At 39.9% G+C, this 24,709-nt stretch carries 20 protein-coding genes; all 20 read right to left on the minus strand.

Annotated elements, in window-relative coordinates:
• Window positions 1–108: 108 nt before the first annotated feature.
• The 20 genes from sigG to bshC all read right to left on the minus strand — a co-directional run bounded on the left by sigG (window position 109) and on the right by bshC (window position 24,692).
• On the minus strand, window positions 109–888 hold the full coding sequence (sigG, locus tag FZC76_RS01945; RefSeq protein WP_060665819.1) for an RNA polymerase sporulation sigma factor SigG: 780 nt from the start codon (window positions 886–888) through the stop codon (window positions 109–111).
• Window positions 889–1,029: 141 nt separating this feature from the next.
• Complete coding sequence (sigE, locus tag FZC76_RS01950; RefSeq protein ID WP_063561195.1) at window positions 1,030–1,749, minus strand: RNA polymerase sporulation sigma factor SigE; 720 nt, start codon at window positions 1,747–1,749, stop codon at window positions 1,030–1,032.
• Between the two features lie 49 nt (window positions 1,750–1,798).
• A complete protein-coding gene (spoIIGA, locus tag FZC76_RS01955; protein WP_148986582.1) occupies window positions 1,799–2,728 on the minus strand; it encodes a sigma-E processing peptidase SpoIIGA in 930 nt (309 codons plus the stop codon).
• Window positions 2,729–3,740: 1,012 nt separating this feature from the next.
• Entirely contained in the window at window positions 3,741–4,910 is a 1,170-nt protein-coding gene (gene ftsZ / locus FZC76_RS01960; protein ID WP_060665815.1) for a cell division protein FtsZ, read from the minus strand.
• A 199-nt stretch (window positions 4,911–5,109) separates the two neighbouring features.
• A complete protein-coding gene (gene ftsA, locus FZC76_RS01965) occupies window positions 5,110–6,402 on the minus strand; it encodes a cell division protein FtsA (protein ID WP_060665814.1) in 1,293 nt (430 codons plus the stop codon).
• Window positions 6,403–6,513: 111 nt separating this feature from the next.
• Window positions 6,514–6,876, minus strand: coding sequence for a small basic family protein (locus tag FZC76_RS01970; RefSeq protein WP_060665813.1), 363 nt, complete (start codon window positions 6,874–6,876; stop codon window positions 6,514–6,516).
• A gap of 2 nt (window positions 6,877–6,878) precedes the next feature.
• Window positions 6,879–7,595, minus strand: a complete 717-nt coding sequence (locus FZC76_RS01975) for a DUF881 domain-containing protein (RefSeq protein ID WP_148986584.1) — start codon at window positions 7,593–7,595, stop codon at window positions 6,879–6,881.
• Window positions 7,596–7,634: 39 nt separating this feature from the next.
• Window positions 7,635–8,321: a DUF881 domain-containing protein gene (locus FZC76_RS01980; protein ID WP_148986585.1), complete on the minus strand. Its 687-nt coding sequence runs from the start codon at window positions 8,319–8,321 to the stop codon at window positions 7,635–7,637.
• A complete protein-coding gene (locus tag FZC76_RS01985; protein ID WP_148986586.1) occupies window positions 8,305–9,096 on the minus strand; it encodes a cell division protein FtsQ/DivIB in 792 nt (263 codons plus the stop codon). Before FZC76_RS01985 ends, FZC76_RS01980 begins: the two co-directional genes overlap by 17 nt.
• Before the next feature lie 108 nt (window positions 9,097–9,204).
• Window positions 9,205–10,113, minus strand: coding sequence for a UDP-N-acetylmuramate dehydrogenase (gene murB, locus FZC76_RS01990; protein ID WP_148986588.1), 909 nt, complete (start codon window positions 10,111–10,113; stop codon window positions 9,205–9,207).
• Window positions 10,114–10,577: 464 nt separating this feature from the next.
• Window positions 10,578–11,678 carry a stage V sporulation protein E gene (gene spoVE / locus FZC76_RS01995; protein WP_148986589.1) on the minus strand — a complete coding sequence of 367 codons (1,101 nt, stop codon included), beginning with the start codon at window positions 11,676–11,678 and terminating at the stop codon, window positions 10,578–10,580.
• A 157-nt stretch (window positions 11,679–11,835) separates the two neighbouring features.
• Window positions 11,836–13,185, minus strand: a complete 1,350-nt coding sequence (gene murD / locus FZC76_RS02000) for a UDP-N-acetylmuramoyl-L-alanine--D-glutamate ligase (protein WP_148986590.1) — start codon at window positions 13,183–13,185, stop codon at window positions 11,836–11,838.
• Window position 13,186: 1 nt separating this feature from the next.
• Window positions 13,187–14,161, minus strand: a complete 975-nt coding sequence (mraY, locus tag FZC76_RS02005) for a phospho-N-acetylmuramoyl-pentapeptide-transferase (protein WP_148986592.1) — start codon at window positions 14,159–14,161, stop codon at window positions 13,187–13,189.
• A 431-nt stretch (window positions 14,162–14,592) separates the two neighbouring features.
• On the minus strand, window positions 14,593–16,062 hold the full coding sequence (locus tag FZC76_RS02010) for a UDP-N-acetylmuramoyl-L-alanyl-D-glutamate--2,6-diaminopimelate ligase (protein WP_148986593.1): 1,470 nt from the start codon (window positions 16,060–16,062) through the stop codon (window positions 14,593–14,595).
• A 148-nt stretch (window positions 16,063–16,210) separates the two neighbouring features.
• Entirely contained in the window at window positions 16,211–18,148 is a 1,938-nt protein-coding gene (locus FZC76_RS02015; RefSeq protein ID WP_148986594.1) for a stage V sporulation protein D, read from the minus strand.
• 447 nt (window positions 18,149–18,595) lie between these two features.
• The gene (locus tag FZC76_RS02020) at window positions 18,596–20,842 is read right to left on the minus strand and encodes a penicillin-binding protein (protein WP_148986596.1); all 2,247 of its coding nucleotides are present in this window, start codon (window positions 20,840–20,842) and stop codon (window positions 18,596–18,598) included.
• Entirely contained in the window at window positions 20,843–21,202 is a 360-nt protein-coding gene (gene ftsL / locus FZC76_RS02025; protein WP_148986601.1) for a cell division protein FtsL, read from the minus strand.
• A 33-nt stretch (window positions 21,203–21,235) separates the two neighbouring features.
• Window positions 21,236–22,174: a 16S rRNA (cytosine(1402)-N(4))-methyltransferase RsmH gene (gene rsmH / locus FZC76_RS02030; protein WP_148986603.1), complete on the minus strand. Its 939-nt coding sequence runs from the start codon at window positions 22,172–22,174 to the stop codon at window positions 21,236–21,238.
• Between the two features lie 131 nt (window positions 22,175–22,305).
• Window positions 22,306–22,737, minus strand: a complete 432-nt coding sequence (mraZ, locus tag FZC76_RS02035) for a division/cell wall cluster transcriptional repressor MraZ (protein WP_148986605.1) — start codon at window positions 22,735–22,737, stop codon at window positions 22,306–22,308.
• A gap of 299 nt (window positions 22,738–23,036) precedes the next feature.
• Window positions 23,037–24,692, minus strand: coding sequence for a bacillithiol biosynthesis cysteine-adding enzyme BshC (gene bshC, locus FZC76_RS02040; protein ID WP_187441928.1), 1,656 nt, complete (start codon window positions 24,690–24,692; stop codon window positions 23,037–23,039).
• Between the last annotated feature and the right edge of the window lie 17 nt (window positions 24,693–24,709).

Here is a 24,709-nt window from a genome sequence, read left to right on the forward strand (position 1 = left end):
GAGAAAAGAAAAAAGTTTTGTTACTTATATTAACTTGTCCAAAAAAAAGAACCAGTGATCCGTTTTAAAGGAGGATCCTGGAACTTTTTATTTGTATATTTTCCTGCATTAGCTTTGAATATTCTTATTCATCTGCTTGATTGCTGCCTTTTCCAGGCGAGATACTTGAGCTTGCGAAATTCCGATTTCATCAGCAACTTCCATCTGTGTTTTACCTTGAAAGAAACGTTTTCTTAGAATGAGTTTTTCCCTGTCATTCAGGCGTCTCATTCCTTCTTTTAAAGCAATCTCTTCTATCCATTGGATATCTTTGTTTTTCTCATCACTGATTTGATCCAAAACATAGATAGGATCTCCTCCATCATTGTAGATTGGTTCAAACAATGAGACAGGGTCTTGGATGGCATCAAGGGCGAAAACAATTTCTTCATGGGGTACTTCCAAAACTTTTGAAATCTCTTCCGCCGTCGGCTCTCTGGATGTTTCACTCATTAATCTTTCTCTCACCTGCAGTGCTTTATAGGCGATATCACGTAACGACCTTGACACTCTAATTGGATTATTGTCACGAAGGTATCGTCTGATCTCCCCGATGATCATCGGTACTGCATATGTAGAAAATTTAACATTCTGACCTAAATCAAAGTTATCAATAGATTTCATCAATCCTATACAACCAACTTGAAATAAGTCATCGACAAATTCTCCACGGTTGTTAAACCGTTGAATAACACTTAATACAAGCCTTAAATTACCATTCACAAGCTTTTCACGAGCAGAAAGTTCACCACTTTGCATTTCGCGAAACAACTTCCTCATTTCTTCATTTTTCAAAACAGGAAGCTTAGAGGTGTCTACTCCACAAATCTCTACCTTATTACGTGTCATTCTTTCCCCTCCTAACAGGAGTTGCTGTTCAGAGTTAAGTATCTCCTCAGGAGGGAAAAATATGCATATGCAGAAATTTATCTATTCTGACAAATAATTACAATCCTTATCAGTTCTAGGGTTATTGAATAAAAATTTTTTTTACACCATTTTGTTAAATTCTTTTCTGAGCCTTTTAATAATACGTTTTTCCAGACGGGATATATATGATTGCGAAATTCCAAGCATATCGGCAACATCTTTTTGTGTTTTTTCTTCGCCGCCAATGAGGCCAAAGCGTAATTCCATGATTTGCTTTTCTCTATCATTTAATTGTTCTAGGGCTTTTAGTAGTAGCTTTCGATCTACATTTGCTTCTAAATCTTTAGTGATGATGTCTTCTTCGGTACCAAGCACATCCGATAACAGCAATTCATTGCCATCCCAGTCAATATTTAATGGTTCATCAAATGATACTTCAGAACGAACCTTATTATTTCTACGCAAATACATTAAAATTTCATTCTCAATGCAACGGGAAGCATAAGTTGCTAATTTAATCTTCTTTTCAGGATTAAACGTGTTTACAGCTTTTATTAAGCCAATTGTTCCAATACTGATTAAGTCTTCAATATTAATACCCGTGTTCTCAAACTTTCTTGCGATGTATACAACAAGTCTCAAATTTCGTTCAATTAAAATAGATCTTGCTGCCTGATCTCCATTAGGCAATTTGATGAGAAGGTGGGCCTCTTCTTCTTTCGATAAAGGAGGCGGCAGTGCTTCACTTCCCCCGATATAATAAATTTCATCTGTCTTTAATCCTAATTTGATTAATAATTTATACCATAAATAAGTCATCTTAATCTTCAGTTTCCCCAAGATAATTCCTCCCTTTTTTCTGATACCTTTGTAGGTTGTGAGTATAGAATTATGAAACCTGCTCAACCACTTCCCCCTGTAGCATTTTTGGATGAAGGATACATACATAATCCCCTTCCGATGAGAGGGTTGTTTTAGTCAGCCCAAGAAGAAATTTATTTGTTTCATACTGTTTACCATCATGATGGATGACTGCTTTGTCCGGCTTTATTGCAAGCATCAAGCTGGTACTTTTTCCAACTGCCCGGTATGGGATGATCCGTATTCTATCCACCCACTTAGTTTCCTCTGAGAATGTTGGCCAACCTTGAGTTTGTTCAATGGAATCCATAGCTTGTATTATTTCTTGAGGGATAAATGCTTGAAGAGAGGCCACCTCTACAATCATTACAGGGGTTTTGGTAATCGGATCTAATAGCTGGTTTCCACTGTCCAGGAGACCTGGTAACGAGATCACTTCCTTTTCTACGGTAATGGTGATATTGGCCAATTGGTCATATTTAAATTTTCTTGTTTCTACTGCATGGAATTGCTTCTTAGATAAGTATAAAAGGACCGGAAAACCGATGAGAACAAACATCCATGAAATTGGATCACCAAGTCCAGTGGTCAAGCTGCGAATAGTGTCATTGGCGAAACGCTGATCTACTTCCAAGGCGTAATGAACGGCAAGCATACCTCCGCCTACTGAAAAGGTAGTAACATAGAATACAATCAAATTTTCTACAAAAACCCTAAGCCTATGGAACCCATAAGCTGCAAGTATAATCGTGAGGGATAAAAGCATTTTGACAAATGGATTTCCAACTAGCGCCTGTAATGGGGTAAACATCAGAACTACAATTAATGAACCTAAAAATGCCCCTAACATCAATCTCCAAGTCACCATTTTTCGCTTTAGAATGATACCGGTAATTTTTAATAGCAGGAAATCAAACCCGAAATTCAATAGCCAGATCGCATCTAAATATACGGTCAAGTTTAGTCCCTCATTTATACCTTTTTATGTTTGAAACTAGTATAAATCACTACTATTAGAAAGTCTGTCAGTTCCTGCCGATGGTAGAATACAATTTTTGAAGGTTTTTTTGCTTATTTGTCGGAGGGGATAATTAGAGGAATGATGGATGGTAAAAGTATTGTTGTTTGGTTTTACACATCGCTATTTCTTTCCGCAAATGGCATCGCTTTCCGCAGGACGGTGCTTAGATCACTGTCCCAGAAGATTTGAAATCTTGGCTGTACCTTGCCTTTGCGCTTCCTCCTTGACTATTTCAAAGATATTTTGTGGTCATAAAGGTCTTTATAGGGTGGTGAGGACCGCTCTTCTCCTTTTTCTTGGTCACGGAGGTCTTCATAGCGGCAATGAAGACTTCTCTTCTCCTTTTTCCTGGTCACGGAGGTCTTCATAGACGTGATGAAGACTTCTCTTCTCTTTTTTCCTGGTCACGGAGGTCTTCATAAACGTGATGAAGACTTCTCTTCTCTTTTTTCCTGGTCACGGAGGTCTTCATAGACGTGATGAAGACCTCCCTTCTCCTTTTTCCTCGTCACGAAGGTCTTCATAGCGGCAATGAAGACTTCTCTTCCCCTTTTTCCTCGTCACGGAGGTCTTCATAGCCGTGATGAAGACTTTTCTTCTCTTTTTTCCTGGTCACGGAGGTCTTCATAGACGTGATGAAGACCTCCCTTCCCCTTTTTCCTGGTCACGGAGGTCTTCATAGACGTGATGAAGACTTCTCTTCTCTTTTTTCCTCGTCACGGAGGTCTTCATAGCGGCAATGAAGACTTCTCTTCCCCTTTTTCCTCGTCACGGAGGTCTTCATAGCGGCGATGAGTACCTCCCTTCTCCTTCTTTATCATCACGGAGGTCTTCATTAAGACCATGAGAATTCCAACATTTCCCTAAACAACAAAAAAGCACCAAACCATTTTCACTTACAATGGTTTAGTGCTTTTGATTTAAGCCTGCAGCTAATAGAAATTAGAAATTAGCGGCGGCGATTTCTGTTACGAAGGAAAGTTGGGATATCCAACGTTTCTTCTTGTTGCTGAGATTGTTGCTGGCGACGTGGCTCTTGTTGTTCTTGTTGCTGATGAACCGGCTCTTCACGTCTTACTTCACGTTGCGGTTGTTGTGGCTTCTGCGCAGGAGCTTTTTGCGCTCCGAACACTGGACGTGCACCTTGTTTAGTATGGTTAATTTCTGCTTCGCTGAAACCTGTTGCAATAACCGTTACAACAATTTCGTCTTTAAGGTTTTCATTGATAACAGAACCAAAAATCATGTTCACTTCTTGATCAGAAGCGGATGCCACGATGTCTGCAGCTTCCTGTACTTCATACAAGCTTAGGTTAGTGCCACCTGTGATGTTCATTAATACACCTTGTGCTCCGTCGATAGAAGTTTCAAGTAGTGGAGAAGATACAGCTTTTTTTGCTGCTTCAGCTGCACGATTTTCACCTGTTGCAACACCAATCCCCATCAATGCGGAACCTTTGTTGGACATGATTGTTTTCACATCGGCAAAGTCTAGGTTGATTAGTCCTGGAGTAGCGATCAAGTCAGAGATACCTTGTACACCTTGACGAAGTACGTTATCTGCTTCACGGAACGCTTCTAGCATCGGTGTATTTTTGTCCACGATTTCAAGTAGACGATCGTTTGGAATGACGATTAATGTATCTACTCCCTCTTTCATGGAAGCGATACCGCCTGCTGCTTGTGTAGCACGCTTACGGCCTTCGAAAGTAAACGGTCTTGTTACAACACCGACAGTCAACGCGCCAAGATCGCGTGCAATCTGTGCGATAACTGGAGCTGCACCAGTACCGGTACCTCCGCCCATACCAGCTGTGACAAATACCATGTCGGCACCTTTAAGAACTTCTTCTAATTGTTCTTTACTTTCTTCAGCAGCTTTTTTCCCTACTTCAGGATTTGCACCTGCTCCAAGACCACGAGTAAGTTTGCCTCCGATTTGCATTTTTACTTCTGCTTTTGATAGGTTAAGAGCTTGAGCATCCGTGTTAACCGCGATGAACTCTACTCCTTGAACACCATGCTCTATCATACGGTTTACAGCGTTGTTTCCGCCTCCACCAACTCCGATTACTTTTATGGTAGCTAATTGATCGATACTGTTATCAAAATCTAACATGACTGTTCCTCCTATTTCTCGAAAGTACTTGCAAGCTAAAGCTAGTAACTGTAAAAACACCGCTGTTGATTTCCGCACTGGGCTTCGCTTTCCTAGGGGCGCTGCTGGAGCCTCCTCGGCTTGCCTGCGGGGTCTCCACCTAGCGCTATCTCCCTTAGGAGTCTTCGCCCTGTGCTCCAATCAACAGCTATGTTATTCCTTATTCAAAGAATAGTCCGAAGAATTTTTTTACTTTGTTGCCTACTTTTTCTTCTTCGTTTACTGGTTGCTTTGCCTGCTTTACTTTTTGTTGAGTTTGTTTTCCACTACGTTTTTCCGGGTATTCACTAGGTGCCGATGTAGTTTCAATTTTTCTTCCTTGCAATTTTGCATTTTTGTAAGCAAATTGGATAAGCCCTACTCCTGTAGTATATTGAGGCTCTCTTACGCCTATATAATCCGGAACAGCTTTCCTTACATTATTGTTCAGAATTAACTGTGCCAATTCCAGAACTCCTGGCATGGCTACTACACCGCCAGTTAAAACGTATCCACCAGGAATCTCCCGGACACCTAATCTTTTAATCTCGTGTTGCACTAACTCAAAGATCTCTTCCATTCTTGCTTCTATAATATCAGAGATTTCGAGTTGACTGAATTGTTGGTGCTGATCGCTTCCGATAATCGGTACACTGAATACTTCTTCATCGGATGCATGGTCGTAAAAAGCATGTCCATGTTTTTGTTTGATTTTTTCTGCGTCTTCAGTGGAAGTACGTAAACCTATGGAAATATCTTTCGTGATGTACTCCCCGCCAACTGGTAAAACACTTGTCGCCTTTAGGAAACCATCTTCGAAAACGGCAATGGTAGTAGAACCTCCACCAATGTCTACAAGTGCCACTCCTAGATTTCGCTCATCCTTTGACAATGCGATAGATCCAGATGCAAGTGGCTGCAAGCAGATATCCGTTATTTCCAATCCAGCTTTCTCTACACAACGCAGTAAGTTATGTAAGACTGTTTTTGACCCAGTGATGATGGTACCTTCCATTTCTAGTCGAACACCAAGCATTCCACGTGGATCATTAATCTCATCCAATCCATCTACAATGAATTGTTTTGGGATACAATCAATGATTTCTCTCTCAGGAGGGATGGAAAAGACTTGCGCCGCGTCTATCACCCTAGCGATGTCCTCGTCCCCTATCTCCCTGTTTTCACTCGAAACTGCTACCACTCCATGGCAATCCTGAAGTTGTACATGGTTTCCGGTGACGCCAACGACCACTCTATTAATTGGCATCCCTACCATTCTCTCAGCCTGTTCAATTGCCTTATTAATGGAATGAACAGTTTCATCTATGTCTACTATAGAACCTTTTCTTAAACCTGTTGATTTTACATTACCGACTCCAATTATATTTAAAGTATCATTCACCATTTCTCCAATGATTACTTTAACACTGGATGTACCGATGTCCAAACTGACGTATATTTCATTGCTGTTCATTCTATGGCACCTCCTTCTACTCCTAAAAAACCAAATATTTAAGAACAACACTTGAAAAACATATTATATTAGAAAGTATTCCACAAATATGATGTTTTCCCTTTTTTAAAATCATTTTTTTTCGTTTTTTTCTTTAGAAAGTGTCCATTTTGACAATAATATTCTTCTTATAACTGCAATGTTCTGAAATAGCCTTACTCCAAAAGCAAATACTGCAGCTAAATATAAGTCTACACCAAGATGTACGCCTAGAAAAGCTAAACTTGCAGCAAGTAGGATATTAAAGAAAAAACCGGATACAAATACTTTATCATCATAATTGTTTTGTAAGTGGGCACGAATTCCACCGAACAATGTATCCAGTGCAGCAAGAACTGCAATTGATAAATAATTGGAATATTCATCAGGTACACGTATCTCTGAATATAGGCCCAAAACAATTCCTACAATTAAGCCCAGAAGAGGGAGCCACATAATCAGTTCCCCTCCTTCCCGGTTTTAACCGGTTCCATATGCTTCACGCGTATCTGCTCGTCATAAGGGGGAACGGTTACTTCGTTAATCGGTGTTGAGACTTCAAGCAGTAAGTTTTCTATCGCAAATTCATCCATTGCCCTTGATACTTGCAAACGATTGTAAAGTTTTGTTGGGTCACTGATGATAACGATAATTTCAAAGTTTGCATTAGGAATCCATGCATTGTTCACTTTCGTCCTACCATTTATTTCTCTTATAATCGTATTGCTAACAATTCGCTGATTAGCAATACTTATATCTTCCACACCATAGGAATTCAATTCATTAACAAATCTTCTGAGGAGATCTGCAGATATGTTTTCCTGTATGTTTCCTAGGACATCTTCATCAAACAATGGTTTGACAGTCATCTTTATGCCCGGTCCCTTCATTTCTGTTAACCCTGCTTCGACTTTTAATTCTTCTAACGTTTTCCGAACGATAGTCTCTTTAGACTCTTCACGCTCTTTGGAATAGTCTTGAAGTATTTTGTCATACTTTCTAATTTCATGAATAATCTGTGATTGTATTTCTTGCTCACGATTCAAATCGCTCCTAAGTTGCCATGTATCACGAGTATCACGGATAATTGGCTGTTGAACGGTTTGAAATTGAATGGCAATCATCAATCCAACAATAATTGTAATCATGGTAAAACTAAATTTACGCTTGTCCATCTTGAACACCTTACCTCACCACAAAGCATGCATTCAGCCTTATCGAATAACAGGGTCAAGAACTACTTGATCTTTTTTTTGCATCTTCACTGTAATATTATCAGCGACCAATTGATCTTTCACCCCGCCGAGGATACTGAGTGCCGGAATGAGCACATCGGAATCTCCTATAGCAGTTATGACAAATGGCGCAGGATATTGATTTCCATCAATGGTAATAACAGGACCATTGCAAATAATATAGGAGTCTTTAGTAATTCTTTGTCCGTTTATGGCTATCCCTGCAGCACCTGATATAAACAGCTCATTCATTACCTTGAACACATGACTTTCATGAACAATATAATTATTGATATTCTCCTCAGAAGGAACATAAGAAGCGTCTGCCAACGTCACTTCTACCCCTTCTCCTTGGACTTTGACATTTCCATTGAACATACGAAGCTTTTCAACATCTTCCACCAGATTGAATAAAAGCTGTTCTCCTTCTGCAAGCTCTTCTTCTATGGTTTGAATTGCCTCTTGTTTTTCTTGTAGCTCATTTTGTAATTCAAGGTTTCGTTCTTCTGTCCTTATTAAGGTTTCTCTGATTGCTCTATCACGTTGCCATTGTCTGTCAGTACCTACGACTTCTTCCTCGTTTGTTAGTTGATACGAGTAAGAGACGATAAAGCCAAGGACTAGACAAACAAAAGAAAAGACAACATGTTTACCCGTCACTTTCATCTGTTTCTTCCTCTTTCTCTCCATCTGTTTCGTACGGCTTGAAGAATGTACCCACTTCTAAATTGATGACACCTTTAACTTCTGGATCCAACTGTTCCACAATGGAAGGATAGGCGGCCATCTTCTCCGAGAAATCTCTAATCGTTGCACTAACTTCATAACCGTCATTCATGAACATGGTTATATGATAAGGGTCGATATCGGTTGGAGTATGATGTATTTCAGAAATAGAGTAAATGATGGATTCAGGTAATTTTATTAATTCAACAATAAAGTTCTCCACCATTTCACTGTTTTTCCAATTCAGCATGAGTGGTGCATCATCAGGCAAAGAATCCTCTTCATCAAGAACAGAGAGCATTTTGCCGTTTTCCATAACTGGATAGTAATTTCCATTTTCATATATATATGCAATCCGCTTAAATTCATCGACAACGATCTCAACACTGTTAGGAAAGATCCTCTGAACTTCCGCTGAGGCAATTTCCTTGTGTTGCTGAATCAGTTCCGCTGCTTTTTCTTCGTTTACACGCCAGATGCTTGTCTCTTCTGTCACACCACTTAATGTTATGACTTCCTTATCTGTGACATGTAAATTACCGCTTACAGTTATGCCAGAAACCTTACTAAGTGGAGATTGCGAGTAAATGATCAAAAACAACAAAATAAAGAATAAAGAAAGATATATAATTAATCTTCTGTTAGCCTTTTGCTTTCTCTGTTGTTTGATTTTAGGTACACGGTCTTCTAGCGTCACTACTTTCCCTTTTTCCATTAAAGACTATTTCACCCCACCGCGCGCCATGAAGCTACGCATGTATTATACAATGATTTTCTAGCATAATTATATCATATGTGGGGTGAAAAAAACGGAAAAAAACTACTATTTTCTTCCTATAATTTCAACTTCAGTCTCTAATTGGACATTGTATTTCTCATGTATTGTTTTCTTGATGTATGCAATCAGGTCCAATACATCCTGAGCTTTTGCACCATCATCGTTTACGATAAAGTTTGCATGCATATCAGAAACTTTCGCACCGCCAATTTTGTGACCTTTCAACCCGGCTTTTTCAATCAGCTGTCCAGCATAATCGGGAAGTGGATTTCTGAAAATACTCCCGGCACATGGATAAGAAAATGGTTGGGTATCACGACGATAATCTTTATTTTTTTGAAGTTGAGCTACTACTTCTTCGCGTTTTCCCTGTTCTACTTTTAACACAGCTTCCAAACAAATTCCTGGACGCTCTTTTTGAAGAATCGATGTCCGATAGGAAAAGTTTAATTCATCAGCCGTCAGCCACTCCATCTTTCCATCTTCAAACAAGATATGAGCTTTCTTTAATACTTTAGATATATCAGAGCCGTGTGCGCCAGCATTCATATACACTGCGCCCCCTACGGAACCTGGGATGCCTCCAGCAAACTCGAGGCCTGATAATCCTTTTTTACTGATGATGGTAACTAGCTTAATTAAGGAGTATCCTCCTCCGACATGCACTTCATTATCTTTCAATTCAAAGTGATCCATGCCATTTCCAAGCTTTATTACGACCCCTTCAATACCAAGGTCTGATACCAATAGATTGGAACCACGGCCGATTGCCGTCCATTTGACCTGGTATTTATTAATCGTCTCCATTGTTTCTTGAAGTTTTTCCAAACTTTTCGGCTCCACCAGTACATCTGCAGGACCGCCAATTTTCATGGTGGTATGATTTGCAAGTGGTTCATTAGGTAGTACCTTGCCCACTTCTTTCTCTTGAAGTTCTTTTACTAACGCATCCATATAAAATCCTCCTAAATCCACGTTCATATAACATTTTTCATAACCTTTAATAGTAGAAAGATAATCCTTCGGTGAAAGCGTGATGTAGGCCCAAAAATAATTATTAATATACTATGCATGTTAATATATAACGGTACACTGGGTACACTGGCCCATCACATCGAAGGTTTGAAGTTTAATTCATGACAATTATGTAATTCATTTAAAAATGGACTATGTTTACATACCCTATAATTCCTAAATATTAAACCTGTTATTTGTCATTTACATATTTTCTTTGATGCAGGTAGTTGTTATGAAATGTATCTGTGCAAATCTTGTTTGCACAATACTTTAATAGTATATCCCTTGTTAAAGATGTGCAACGAATATTAGTTATTGTAATCAAATTTTTATTTTTTGTCATATTATGTCCGGATATGTAACAATAAAGCCGAAACCAGGAAATTGGTTTCGGCTTTTTATTAGTACTTTGCGTATCTGCTTATGTTTAGGAGAATTCCCACTGCCACTAGCATTAGGGTCAGGGAGGACCCTCCATAGCTTAGGAATGGGAGTGTAATTCCGGTAACTGGCATTAGTCCTGTTACAACTCCAACATTAATGATGACTTGAATTGCGATCATGGCTATAATACCTACCGCTAAAAAGCTTCCATATAAATCTGGTGCACCTAGTGCAATTCTTATCCCTCTCCATAAAAGCAATGCAAATAGAAGAACGACAAGTGTGCCTCCGATAAACCCGAGTTCCTCTGCCAATATAGCAAAAATGAAGTCTGTTTGCGGTTCAGGTAGATAAAAGAACTTCTGCCTGCTTTGTCCGAGGCCTAGACCAAGCAATCCGCCTGGCCCTATCGCATATAAGGATTGAATAATTTGGAACCCGCTTCCTAAGGGATCTTCCCAAGGGTTCAAGAAGGAAGTGATACGTTTTATCCGATAAGGTGCCGATAGGATTAGAACAACAAATCCGGCTACCCCTACTAAGCCTAACCCAACAAAGTGACTGATCCTTGCGCCTGCTACATAAATCATGACAATACACGTGCCAACCATGACAGTTCCTGTTCCAAGGTCGGGCTGGAGCATAATCATGCCAAAAGCCAAAAATACGAGAGAGAGACTTGGAACAAGACCCTTTTTAAAGGAAGTAATTTTCTTTTGATTTTCACTTAAATATTTTGCTAGAAATGCAATCATGGCTATTTTCATAAACTCAGATGGTTGAACAGAGAATGCACCTACTCCTATCCAGCTTCGGGATCCATTCCGTTCCATCCCCACACCTGGAATCAAAACGATGACAAGCAGGAAAAAACATACCAGAATAATTAATTTCGCCCAAGTTCTCCAAGTCCAGTAGTCGACATTCATAATGAAAAACATCGCTACTACACCCAAACCAGCAAATAATAGCTGTCTTTTGGCGAAGAAGAATGTATCCTGAAACTTGTAATCAGCCCATACCGCACTCGCACTGTATACCATGATAAGACCTACCGCAAGCAGTGTCAGTGTGGTTAGAATTAATATTATGTCCGGAGTTGATCGCTTGTTTGCCAACGTGAAACACCTCTACTACAAAAATTAGGGCAGATGGTGGCTTAACGTTAACGATACGTTTATGCCATTAGCCAGAAAAAGGCTTTGTCCGTATGCTTCCCATCCTTGAAGTTGGGAAACTATCAGAACAAAGCCTCTTAAAAATGTGGCCAAGCCCTTATTTAAGCTTATGCACGGCGTCTATAAAAATGTCTCCTCGTTGCTCAAATGTTTTATATTGATCCCAGCTTGCACAAGCAGGGGACAATATAATGACATCTCCGCTCTCAGACATTTCGTATGCCACCGGTACGGCTTTTTCCACATTATCGACATGTTTTATTTTTTTTATTCCTGCTTCATGAGCTGTGCGTGTCAACTTCTCGGCTGTTTCACCGAAAGTCACCAGCACTTTGACCGTGCTTAAGTACGGTAATAAATCATCAAACTCATTCCCTCGATCCAGCCCTCCTGCGAGCAGTACTACATTGTTATCAAATGCCGAGAGAGCTTTTTGAGTAGCTAATATGTTGGTAGCTTTTGAATCATTATAGAAACGTCGTCCTTTAATCTCACCAATGAACTGCAAACGATGCTTTACACCTGAAAAGCTTGTGAGCACCTTTATAATTGCTTCATTACTGACTCCAAGAAGTTTAACAGCTGCCACAGCTGCGAGGATGTTCTCCAAGTTATGTTTTCCAGGCAACACAATTTGGTCTATTTCCATAACCTGCTCTTTTTTAAACCAAATAGAATCATCTGATAAATACGCACCATCTACTACTTTATTCGTGGAAAATGGAACAAGCATCGGTAGTATTCCTTCAGCAAGTTTCATCACTTGTGCATCATCAGCATTGACTACAGCATAGTCTTCTCTTGTTTGATTTAAGAAAATTTTCGCTTTTGCTTTTCCATACTCATCCAAAGTTCCGTGATAATCCAGGTGAGCTTCAAAAAGATTCAAAAAAACAGAGATTTTTGGCCTGAATAATTCCGTACCCATCAATTGAAACGAAGATAATTCCGTGACCATGATATTTTTATCCGTTGCTTGTTGAGCCACTTCCACAGATACATTTCCAATATTGCCTGCTATAAGTGGAGATTGATTATCCGCAGCTATCATTTCGTCTATTAGCGTAGTAGTTGTAGTTTTTCCATTAGATCCTGTAATTCCGATAATTGGTGCTTCACTGATTTGGTAAGCAAGTTCTACTTCCGTAAGAACGGGAATGCCCTTTTCAGTCGCAAGTTGCACCAATGGGTTATGATAGGGGATGCCTGGATTTTTGAATACAACATCAATCTTTTCATCAAAGATATTGGTCGGATGTCCTCCGCATACAACTTCCATTCCTTTAGAAAGCAGATACTCAGCTTGCTCGTTTCCCTCTAAAGGACTTCTGTCATTGACAATCACCTTTGCGCCTAATTTATGTAAAAGTTCTGCAGTGGCAGTTCCGCTCTTGGCTAAACCTAGGACAAGAACCCTTTTTCCTTCATATTGGCTGATATTCTTCATATTAGATCCACACCTCTAAGTAAATTCCAAGCAAAGCACACAATAGTCCAACTGTCCAGAACGTAACAACCACTCGCCATTCTGACCAACCGACAAGTTCATAATGATGATGAAGAGGACTCATTTTAAAGACCCTTCTCCCTGTCGCTTTGAAAGAGATGACTTGGATGATTACGGAAAGTGTTTCCATTACGAAAACTCCACCGATAATAATAAGAAGAATTTCTAATTTCAATAGTACAGCTACAGTTGCAATAGCACCACCAAGCGCCAAGGAACCTGTATCTCCCATAAAGACTTTAGCAGGGTGAGCGTTAAATACTAAGAAGCCTAGTAATGCACCTACTACCGCAACACTGAAAATAGAAACTTCAAATTGAGACTGATACCATGCAAGTATGGCAAAGGCTCCAAATGCCACAGCAGCTGTCCCAGATACAAGACCATCAAGTCCATCTGTGAGGTTGACGGCGTTGGAAAATCCAACCAGCCAAAAAATCAGGAATAGAACATAGAAGAATCCTAATTCAATGGAAATACTTGTTCCTGGTACACTAACAGCAGTGGAAAATTCAAACTGTACAAATACAAAATAGAATATTACTGCAATTACAATCTGTCCAATTAACTTTTGCAAGGAAGTCAAACCTAGGTTTCTTTTTAGGACAACTTTGATAAAGTCATCCAGAAATCCTAATAATCCGTAACCTACCATCACAAAGAGCAGTAAATAAGTCTCAACGGAAGCTTCTGCAAATTGACCTGTGATGACCAGAGTAGTTACCGCAACGGACAAGAGTATCATTATTCCGCCCATTGTTGGGGTTCCTGTTTTCTTTTGGTGAGATTGTGGCCCTTCTTCTCTGATACTTTGACCGAATTTCAGTCTGCGCAGGAAGGGAATAAATATTGGTGATACTAAAACGGTAATTAAAAAAGACATAACGATAGCAAATAAGATAACCTGTTGTTCCATCGTTATTCCCTCCTCTCTTGAATTTCATGATTAGAGGTATTATCCACCTATGATAACCGGCAGATAATACCCGTTTTTTCATTTTATTTTTCTGGTTTACGACCGCTGTTGATTTCCGCACTGGCCTTCGCTTTCCTAGGGGCTGACGAGAGCCTCCTCGGCAAGCCTGCAGCAGGGTCTCCACCTACCGCTATCTCCCTCAGGAGTCTTCGCCCTGTGCTCCAATCAACAGCTATTAAATCACTCAAAGTTGAATGTATACCAAAAGTAAATTTTAGCGGTTTTTGGGTGATATGAAAATACTTTTTTTCATCTTTTTATTAATTCTTGCTAAAACAACACTATTTCATTATCCTCTGTTCAAATTCTGGGATATTGTAAGCCTTAGGCAATGGTCAAATTGTTGCATAAAATACACACACTTTAACAGTCTATGAGCTTTGTTTTGCCTGTATGGCTTCCATTGCTATTTTTCTGTCGTCAAATTCAAGCACTTTGTCTCCTATAACTTGATAGGTTTCATGACCTTTGCCTGCAATTAGCACCACATCACCAGATTTTGCTTGAGCTATCGCTTTAAAAATCGCTGATCGCCTGTCTTCTACAATTTCATATTCCCGGTCCTTCACACCAGCTTCCATATCTTTGAAGATCTGCAGTGGACTTTCGGAGCGGGGATTATCCGATGTGAAAATAGCTTTACTAGAATAATTTACTGCAACTTCAGCCATTAAGGGGCGCTTTGAACGATCTCTATCCCCTCCGCAACCTACAATACAATAAATATTGTTTTGAGAAAGTTGTTTGGTCGTTTTTAACACATTTTCCAGGCTGTCAGGAGTATGAGCATAATCAACAATCACTGTAAAGTCCTGGCCAGCTTCAATTGCTTCAAACCGTCCAGGCACACCTCTCATATTTTCCACTACTGGAATGATGGTTTCCATGGGAATATTGGATACGTAACTGGCGCTTATGGCAGCGAGAACATTATACACACTAAATTTTCCGACCAATTTCAGATTGATAGGAACGATTTTATTATCATACACAAGGTCGAACGAAGTGCCCTTTGCGGATATCCTCACATTCATCGCCCTGATATCGCTGGTTTCGTCTATTCCATAGGTTATGACTTGAGCAGCCGTTGCTCTTTTATATACATCACTTGCTGGGTCATCTGCATTCAAAACCGCATATTTGGGTTTAGTAAGATTATAGGAGTTTCCTAACGAAGAGAATAACAAAGACTTAGCATACTGATATTCTTCCATCGTTTTATGATAATCGAGATGATCTTGCGTCAGATTGGTAAACACTGCCACATCAAAGTCACAACCATATACCCTTCCCATATGGAGAGCATGGGAGGAAACCTCCATCACTACAGTATCAACTTTTTTCTCCACCATCTGGTGAAAGGATTCTTGCAAAGTTAAGGCATCTGGAGTGGTGTTTTTTACAGGGTATGTTTTGTTTCCTATTTTCATATAAATGGTGCCAATCATTCCAGTCTTTCGCTGGTGGTGTTGAAAAATGGATTCAATAATGTGTGTGGTTGTCGTTTTTCCATTTGTACCGGTTACACCTATTAAATGAAGTTTGTGTGTAGGCTGTTGGAAGAATACATCCGCCAAGATAGCCATTGCCCTCATTGTATCCGGAACCACGATGACCGGAACAGCAACATCCAATGGCTTTTCAGATATGATTGCGACAGCCCCTTTATTCACTGCATCTTGCGCAAATTGATGTCCATCTACCGTGTACCCTTTGATACAAAAAAATAAACTCCCTTCTTTAACCTTACGGGAATCCATAACAATGGAAGATATCTCAGGGTTATACTTAGAGGATACTTCATATCTGTGAAGATATTGAATTAATTGTTGAAGTTTCATGCGAATCAAACCCCTTTGGCTTACTTGAAGACCTAAATGCAGGATGAAAAACTAAAGGATAGATGGTGTGAGAGAACATCAATATTATTCTAACTTTCCTTAATCACCATTCTATCCTATTTAGGGAAATTAAACCAATCCTCTGGCTTTATTCTTCATCAGTTTTGCTTTTCCCGGACATGTAGACCCTAACGGTCGACCCTTCTTCCACTTTTGTTCCAGGAGCCGGTGCCTGCTGAACTACTGTATCCCCATCTCCGCTTATATCAAGTTTGAGAGTAACTAGTTGTTGAAGGAGTTCTTTTCTTGTCATTCCTTTTAGATCAGGAACTTCCACAAGAGGTACATCAGGCCATTGCAATTCTTTTTCGATTTGTCCTTTTCTTTTTTCCACTCCCAAAGCATTTAGGCTATCCTCCATTATATTCCCAACAATCGGGGCTGCTACTACCCCACCAAACTGAACGGTGCCCTTAGGATTATCGACGGCAAGGTACACGACAAGTTGAGGATCGTCTGCAGGTGCAACACCAATAAAAGAAACGATATGATTATTTTCCATGTATCGACCGTCTTTTACTTTTTGGGCAGTTCCTGTTTTCCCACCAACTCGGTAGCCCTCTACAAAAGCGTTACGGCCCGTACCTTGCGCAACTACGCTTTCTAATGCATATCGGACCTGTGCAGAGGTTTCCTCAGAAATGACTCTTCTCTTCTCTACGGGTGTCTTTCTCGTGACAATCTCTCCAGTGATTGGATCTACAAACTCTTTCGCAATAAATGGCGTGTATAAAATTCCGCCGTTCACCGCAGCAGAAACAGCCGCAACCTGCTGAATGGGAGTAACAGAAACCCCTTGCCCGAAGGCAGTGGTGGCGAGTTCTACCGGCCCTACCCTTTCAGGTTTAAACAGGATTCCCTTTCCTTCCCCAGCTAAATCAATCCCTGTCTTCTCCCCGAATCCAAAAGATTTTATATAATTGAATAGGGTTTCAGTCCCTAAACGTTGGCCTAACTCTACAAAACCTGGGTTACATGAATTTTGAACCACTTCCAGGAATGTTTGGTGACCATGTCCCCCTTTTTTCCAACAACGAAGCCTTGCTCCATCTACCATTGCCGCTCCGCTGTCATTGAAAGTATCATTTTTTAAGTTGACTTTATTTTCTTCGAGGGCAGCAGCTAGAGTGATAATCTTAAAGGTAGATCCAGGTTCATACGTACTCCAAACAGGAAGATTTCGGTTATAAATTTCTGGTGCTACATCTTGGAATTCAGCTGGATCAAAATCAGGCCTACTTGACATTGCCAGAATTTCTCCTGTATTAGGATCCATCGCGATGGCAATGATTCCATCAGGGTTATACAGTTCCTGTGCAAGGTCTAACTCTCTTTCCATGATAGTCTGAACCTTTGAATCAATGGTAAGCCTTAAGTCTAAACCGTCCTGTGGGGCCTCGTAATCATCTGGAATATCCGGCATTCTTCTTCCCTTTGCATCCGAATAAAATTGTACGTAGCCTTTTTCTCCTTTTAATTGTTCATCGTAATATAGTTCAAGACCCATTAATCCTTGATTATCAATTCCTGCAAAACCTAAAACATGAGATAGGTAACTACCGAAAGGATAATGTCGTTTTGAGTCTTCCGCAATGTAGACACCTTTTAAGCCAAGCGCTCGTATCTCTTTTGCTTTTTCATGGGATATTTTTCTTCCTTCTGGATTGATCCTCTCCATGGATGAGCTTTTAGTCACCAGCTTGTACACCTTTTCTTTGGACATATTTAAGACAGCTGCAAGCTTCTCAGCCGTGTCATTGGGATCTTTAATTTGTCTTGGTACAACCAAAACTGTCGGTGCACTCATATTTGTTGCCAATGGAACGCCATTTCGGTCAAGGATTTCTCCCCGCTCTGGTTCAAAAGGAATATTCCGACTCCAAGAATCTTTGGCACGGTCTGTTAGCATATTCCCCAATGCGAATTGAACATAGCCTAGGCGTAAATCAATAATACTGAAAAGTAGAATTCCTACAAGAAGTACAATGGTTAACCTTCTCCGAACCGTCACATGAGATACCCGCATATCCTATGAACCCCCTTTAATATTCGTAGTAATATATGCTTGTACGAACGAGGATAGAACATGGTATTGGTCGCAAATCCCAGAGATGCTCTTAATATATGACCATGATATTGTAATAAAAACTAAGCATATAACTTTACATCTAAATTCGTTAATCTCCGCTGTTCCTTTCCGTAAATGGTTTCGCTTTCTTAGGGGCGTTGCTGGAGCCTCCTCGGCTTCGCCTGCGGGGTCTCCACCTTACGCTATCTCCCTCAGGAGTCTTCGCCATTTGCTCCAATCCACGGCTAGAATATAGCTAGAACGCAAAATGTTAGTTTTTCATCTATTGACTCAGGTAGAGACCTTAATAAACCTTTTAGGAAATGAAATCAACAGTGTTTTTATACTTTTTTAACAAAAAAATACACTACCAAAGGTCATAGCCTTTAATAGTGCATCTTTCCATTAATCATTCTCTGAATCTTCCTCAGATCCAGATTCTTCTGTCTCTTCTACTTCTTCTACTTCTTCTTCCTGTTCCTCCGTTTGTGGTAAAGGTTGATTTGAACCCAATTCCACAACAAGGCTGTTCCCTTCTTCTACTGGGGTTCCAGGAATAATATTTTGCTTTTGTACATACCCATTCCCAATTATCTCGGTTTCAAGCTTGAGTAAATTGGATATCTTGCGAACATCACGCAAACTCCAACCTGTCATATCTGGAATTGCCGGGGAATTTTCTGTTAAAAGTATAACCCTCTCGCCTTTTATGACTTCACGGCCCGGTTGAGGTGTTTGTTTTAATACCTTAGAACCTTCACCCACCATGACATATTCCGGTCCTTGTGCATCAGCAGAAACATCCTGAACATTTTCCCCAACAAGATTTGGCACTTTCACTCCGACACTTTTCTTTTTCGGAGTATTTACTTGACTTTCATCAGGTTGAATACTTAAATATTGCAAGCTCCTGCGCATCACGGTATTGAATACTCCCGATACAGGGCCAGCCCCATTCTCATGTTGAGCTATCTTTGGCTTTTCTACCGCAACATACATCAACAACTCCGGATCATCTGCCGGAGCCATTCCTGTAATTGAATAAATATATTCGCCATGACCAGATAAATAACCTCCTGGTCCAGGAATTTGGGCAGTTCCCGTCTTGGCTGCGACTTTATATCCTTCAATACTATAAGGACGGCCTGTACCGTTTTCAGAGCTTACTACTGATTCTAAAACGTCTAGTACTTTATCAGCAGTCTTTTCTGAAATTGGATTTCCTTTTTGTTTTGGCTTATTTTCTAGTACAACTTCATTTGTGTTAGGATCGACAATCTTATCAATCACGTAGGGCTGCATCATTTTCCCATCATTTGCAATCGCAGTTGCAGCCTGGATTTGTTGAATTGGGGTGAATGCAGAACCTTGACCAAAAGCTGTTGAAATTCGGTCTCTATAATAATTGTAATTGATGTTGCTTGTCGTTTCATCTGGAAGGTCAATACCTGTCGGCTCATTCATACCAAATGCATGAATGTATTTTAAAAGAGTATCAGTCCCCATCTTATCTGCTAGCAAAGCAAATGCTACGTTGGAAGAACGTTGGACTCCTTCATCAAAAGATATAGTTCCCCATCCTGACCTGTTATGGTCGTATACCGGAACCGGATCTTTTGGAAGACTATATGAACCTGACTGATAGAGTTCAGAACCATTATATACACCTTCTTCAATGGCTGCGGCCAATGAAAAGATTTTCATAGTCGAACCTGGCTCGTACCGATAGGATATAGCATCGTTGTTCCAATTGTCCGTCAATCCTTCTCTTGTGTTTAAATCGAAGGTTGGACGAGATCCCATTGCAAGAATCTGCCCGGTTTTTGGGTCTGCAACGATAGCTATGATCCTTTCTGGTTCATATTCTTCCACTACATGGTTCATCGCTTCTTCTAAAAATGTCTGAATGGTCTTATCTAATGTCAGATGCACATTTTTCCCGTTGATTGCAGGAACATAGGATACATCTGAATCCATAGAAAGTTTAACACCTTTATTGTCAGTTTTAACGGACAATGAACCATTTTGTTCTTTTAGTTCTTCTTCTAACATCTTTTCTATGCCTGTTACACCAGCAACTACGCCATCATCATTTGCTCTTGCAAAACCGACCACGTGACTGGAGAATTTCCCGTTGAAATAATAGCGTTTAGACCCTTCCACAAACCCTATCCCCGGCAATTTCATGTTTTCGATTTCTTTTTTCACAGACAAAGGAAGATCTCTACCCAAGGCTCCAAATTCTACTTGTTTGCGATCCAGCTGTAATTTTTCTAAAATCTCATTTTGATCCACTTCCAAGACAGATGCCAATTTTGCAGCCGTCTCGTTTGGATCGACTACATGACGTGGTTTCTTTTCATCAGTTGTCAAGGACTCGTCCAACACCGCCACAAGATTGAAGGAAGGGGTGTCTTCTGCTATGGGATCTCCACTTCTATCAAATATGGATCCTCTTTTTGCATCAATGGTTTTGTTTACATTATATCGTTCACTAGCTTCTGCAGTTAAATTATGTCCATGTGCTTCTCCAGTTGCTTGAAGGTAAAAAAATCGCCCAATCAATAGAAAAAAGAGCAACGCAAAAAATCCGAGTAGAATTGCTGCTCCTAAGTGAATTCTTTTTTTATGAACGATGTTATGGGTACTCATTTAGTTCCCTACGTTCTTCACATTGTTCTCGTTTAATGTCAGACCAAGGTTTTTGGCTTTTTCAAGAATGACTTCATAGCTGCTCTCTTCCGCTACACGAAGTTCAAGTTCACGATTTTCCTTTAATTGCGATTCAATGGACCCTTCAAGCGACTGAATTTCGCTATTTACATGATAGATATTCACATGGTTGCTTACAACATGGACTGCACCGAATGCAAGCATACCGATAAACATATAGCCAAGTATCTTTTCCCCAAGCGTAATTCTTGAACGTTTCTTTACGACCAATTGCCTTTTTGGAGACTGCTGTATGCGTTCTTCATGCTGCCTCTGGATTTTGTGAGCTAAGTTACTCATTCTCTTTCCCCCTAGTCTATATTTATTTTATATTTAGTCTTTCGCTTTTTCTGCAACTCTTAGTTTTGCCGATCTTGCGCGATTATTGGCTTCTAGTTCTTCTTCACTAGGTAGTATCGGCTTTCTGGTAATAAGTTTAAGTGTCGGCTGATATTCTTCTGGAATTATCGGTAGTCCAGGCGGCAGTTGTGGCAGCTGGCTTTTTTCTTTAAAGACTACTTTACACATTCTGTCTTCCAGTGAATGGAAGGTGATAACAGAAACTCTTCCCCCGACTTTTAAAACATCAATTGCTTGATGAATGGCATCTTCAAAAACACCCAACTCGTCATTAACTGCAATTCTTATTGCTTGGAAAACCCTTTTAGCAGGATGGCCTCCAGTTCTTCTAGCTGGAGCAGGTATGCCATCTTTAATGATTTCCACCAATTCAAGAGTCGTTTCAATCGGCTTTGATTTTCGATATTCTTCAATTTTTCTTGCTATTTGTTTGGAAAACTTTTCTTCTCCATATTGGAAGAATATCCTTACTAATTTTTCATAAGGCCACTCATTCACAACATCATATGCACTGAGGGGACTGTCTTTGTCCATTCTCATATCTAAAGGTGCTTCGTGATGGTAGCTAAATCCTCTTTCAGGTGTGTCCAATTGGGGAGAAGAAACACCAAGGTCGAACAACACCCCATCCACTTTGGTAATTCCTTGCTCATACAATTTCTCTTTCAGGTGCTTAAAATTGCTTTTAATAAAAATGACCCGATCCAGATAGTTATGTAGTACATTTTTTGCATGTTCTAGCGCATGGTCATCCTGGTCAAATGCAATCAATCTTCCTTTGTCTGATAACTGTTTTACAATTTCGGAACTATGTCCTGCACCTCCTAATGTGCAATCAACATACGTGCCGTCTTCTTTAATGTTAAGACCTTCTACTGCTTCATTAAGTAGTACTGTTACGTGGTGAAACATTCTCCACCGCCTTTCTAGCTCTAAGCTGTTTTTCCTCTTAGCTGCTTCAAATTCTCTTCTCTCGGTATTTTCTCACCGACCATCTTGTTTTATCCAGGCTGTTCTTCGTATTCGTAGTAATTAAGTCCCTTTTATAAGTCAAAATCCACGAGGTTCTCTGCAATCTCTGCGAAGGAGTCTTCTGAGTCTTCCACAAAAACATTCCAGTTGTCCTTGCTCCAGATTTCTATTCGATTAGACACTCCGATCACCACACATTCTTTTTCTAGCTGTGCATACTCAACAAGTGGGGTGGCAATGTTCACTCGACCTTGCTTGTCCAATTCACACTCAGAAGCACCAGAAAAGAAGAAACGTGTAAATGCACGGGCATCCTTTTTAGTAAGTGGCAATTGTTTCAATTTGTCTTCAACTGTTTTCCATTCAGAGAGCGGATAGCCAAACAGGCATTTATCGAGGCCTCTAGTAAGAACAAAGGTTTCACCTAAATGATCACGGAATTTCGCAGGCACAATCATACGCCCTTTTGCATCAATTGTATGATTATATTCCCCCATGAACATTTGGCTCTCCCACCTTTCTTCTACTTCCCCCCACAATCCCCCACTTCTCTCCACTTACTTTATTGTACTATTCTCTTCCCCAAAAGAAAATCCTTTAAGCCTACTTTTTTTTCGTTTTTCATCTTTTTACAACATTTTTTGACAAAAGGACGAATTTAGTTCAAACTTGGCTTTTTTTGACTCTATGGAAACATAATAAACGACCATTCTTCAGTAAATGCTCGTTTACGACTCCCTTCTCTACTTGTTAATGTCAGAAAAAGAATATAAAAAAACAGCAGGATTTTTCCCGCTGTTTCTTAAAGTTTTATTATTTTATGCTTACCGTTATGCTCCAATGGCAATCCACATAGCCTTTGGACGAAATCCAGACCATACTTATTAACAAAATAGTAGATATTCCATACTCTCTCTTGCGGCATACCTTTAGGCAAGACAGCAAGTTCCACTCGTTCATATTTGTTCATCATGTTTTCATGTTTCTCATACGCCGATCGTTCAATCAGTCGATGAATATAGGTGAATTGTTTATCAATCAAATTCCAGTTCTTTTCAAAAGTTTTCTGATGATGCGGTAAAGTATGATTGCCCAAATCTCGGAATTGATCATGAACTTTGGCATATTGTTCATGATACGATGTCAATGTCGCTTCTATTGATTCAAGTTCTTCTTTATACAACCAAGCTTTACGCTTCTCTTCCAGGCCGTGTTCCACCGCATCTGAAATATCTTCACCCAATTCAACTAACGTTCGATCGATATGCCGTTCCAATAAAGTCAAAGATATTCTCGGTACAACTGGTGGCATTTCAAGGTCCACTGAACGGAAACATCGACCGAGTTCAGCCCAGTAACTGATTTCCCCAGGACCTCCGATAAAGGCAAGAGTAGGAAATAGAAACTCCTGCATAAGCGGTCTCGTTACAACGTTATTGGAGAAATTCTCAGGTTGTTCCTCCATCAACTTAGTCAAGTATTCAACCGTATACTGGCGGTTAGAATCCTTTATGTAAGCAATCTGTTTCGCTTCATCCCAACATAGGAGCTCCCGCTCACCTTCTTGGTGAAAGAATATATTCATTGATTCTGAGTCAATTTCTAACATCGGTGCAAATCCTTGCTCCTCAAGTTCCTTTTGAGCCTGCAGCATACCTCCACGAATTTGACTATGCTTCATTAAAAGTTGTTGCAAATAAGGAGTTTCAAGCTTCCGCAAAGATGGGTCAGAGGCATTTACTAAAACCAGCCCGGTACCTTTAAACAGTTTTGCAATCAAGCGAGCAAAGATATCCACAAATGTAGAAGAATCTTCAATTGCTTGGGATAACTCTTGTTTTAACTCCTTTGTAAAAGGACTTTCCCCATAGGAGTTAACAATTTCAAGAAACCAAGCGTGTAATTTTTCTTTATCATATTGAAGCTCCGATACCATTTTTTTGCCTGCTTCTTTCATTTGAAACACATGTTTTACTATTTCATTATTTTTTGGTAAGTTCACATGATTTATTTCCTGAAAATCATGATCTTCACCTGCAATCCAAAATATAGGAACAACCGGGATACCAAGCTTGAGCTCCTGTTCTTGGGCAAGTTTGATCGTACTGATTATTTTTGAAATAGTGTAGATTGGGCCAGTCAATAACCCTGCTTGTTGCCCACTGATAACAACAACCGACTGGCTGTCAGTTAATTTTTCAATGCTATGTAAGGTTAGTGCATCCGCATCATATCTTTGATTAAATTCAAGAAGATGGGCAGCAAGCTCTCTTCTCCTGAAGCTTCTGTTTTTCAATAGATCGTTTCGCTTTGTGTAGGTGTCTACAGAAAAAGGATTATATGTAAAAAAGGGAAGGATGCTCTCCTTTTGAGCTAAATAAGCGGATGAAAACTTATTAATAGTAGGGAGCGTTAATTCTACTACATTCATAAAGTACGTCCTTTCTGAATCGTTCATATGTGTTGATGTCTCCA

It is taken from the genome of Sutcliffiella horikoshii, assembly GCF_008180725.1.
Lineage (GTDB): Bacteria > Bacillota > Bacilli > Bacillales > Bacillaceae_I > Sutcliffiella_A > Sutcliffiella_A horikoshii_B.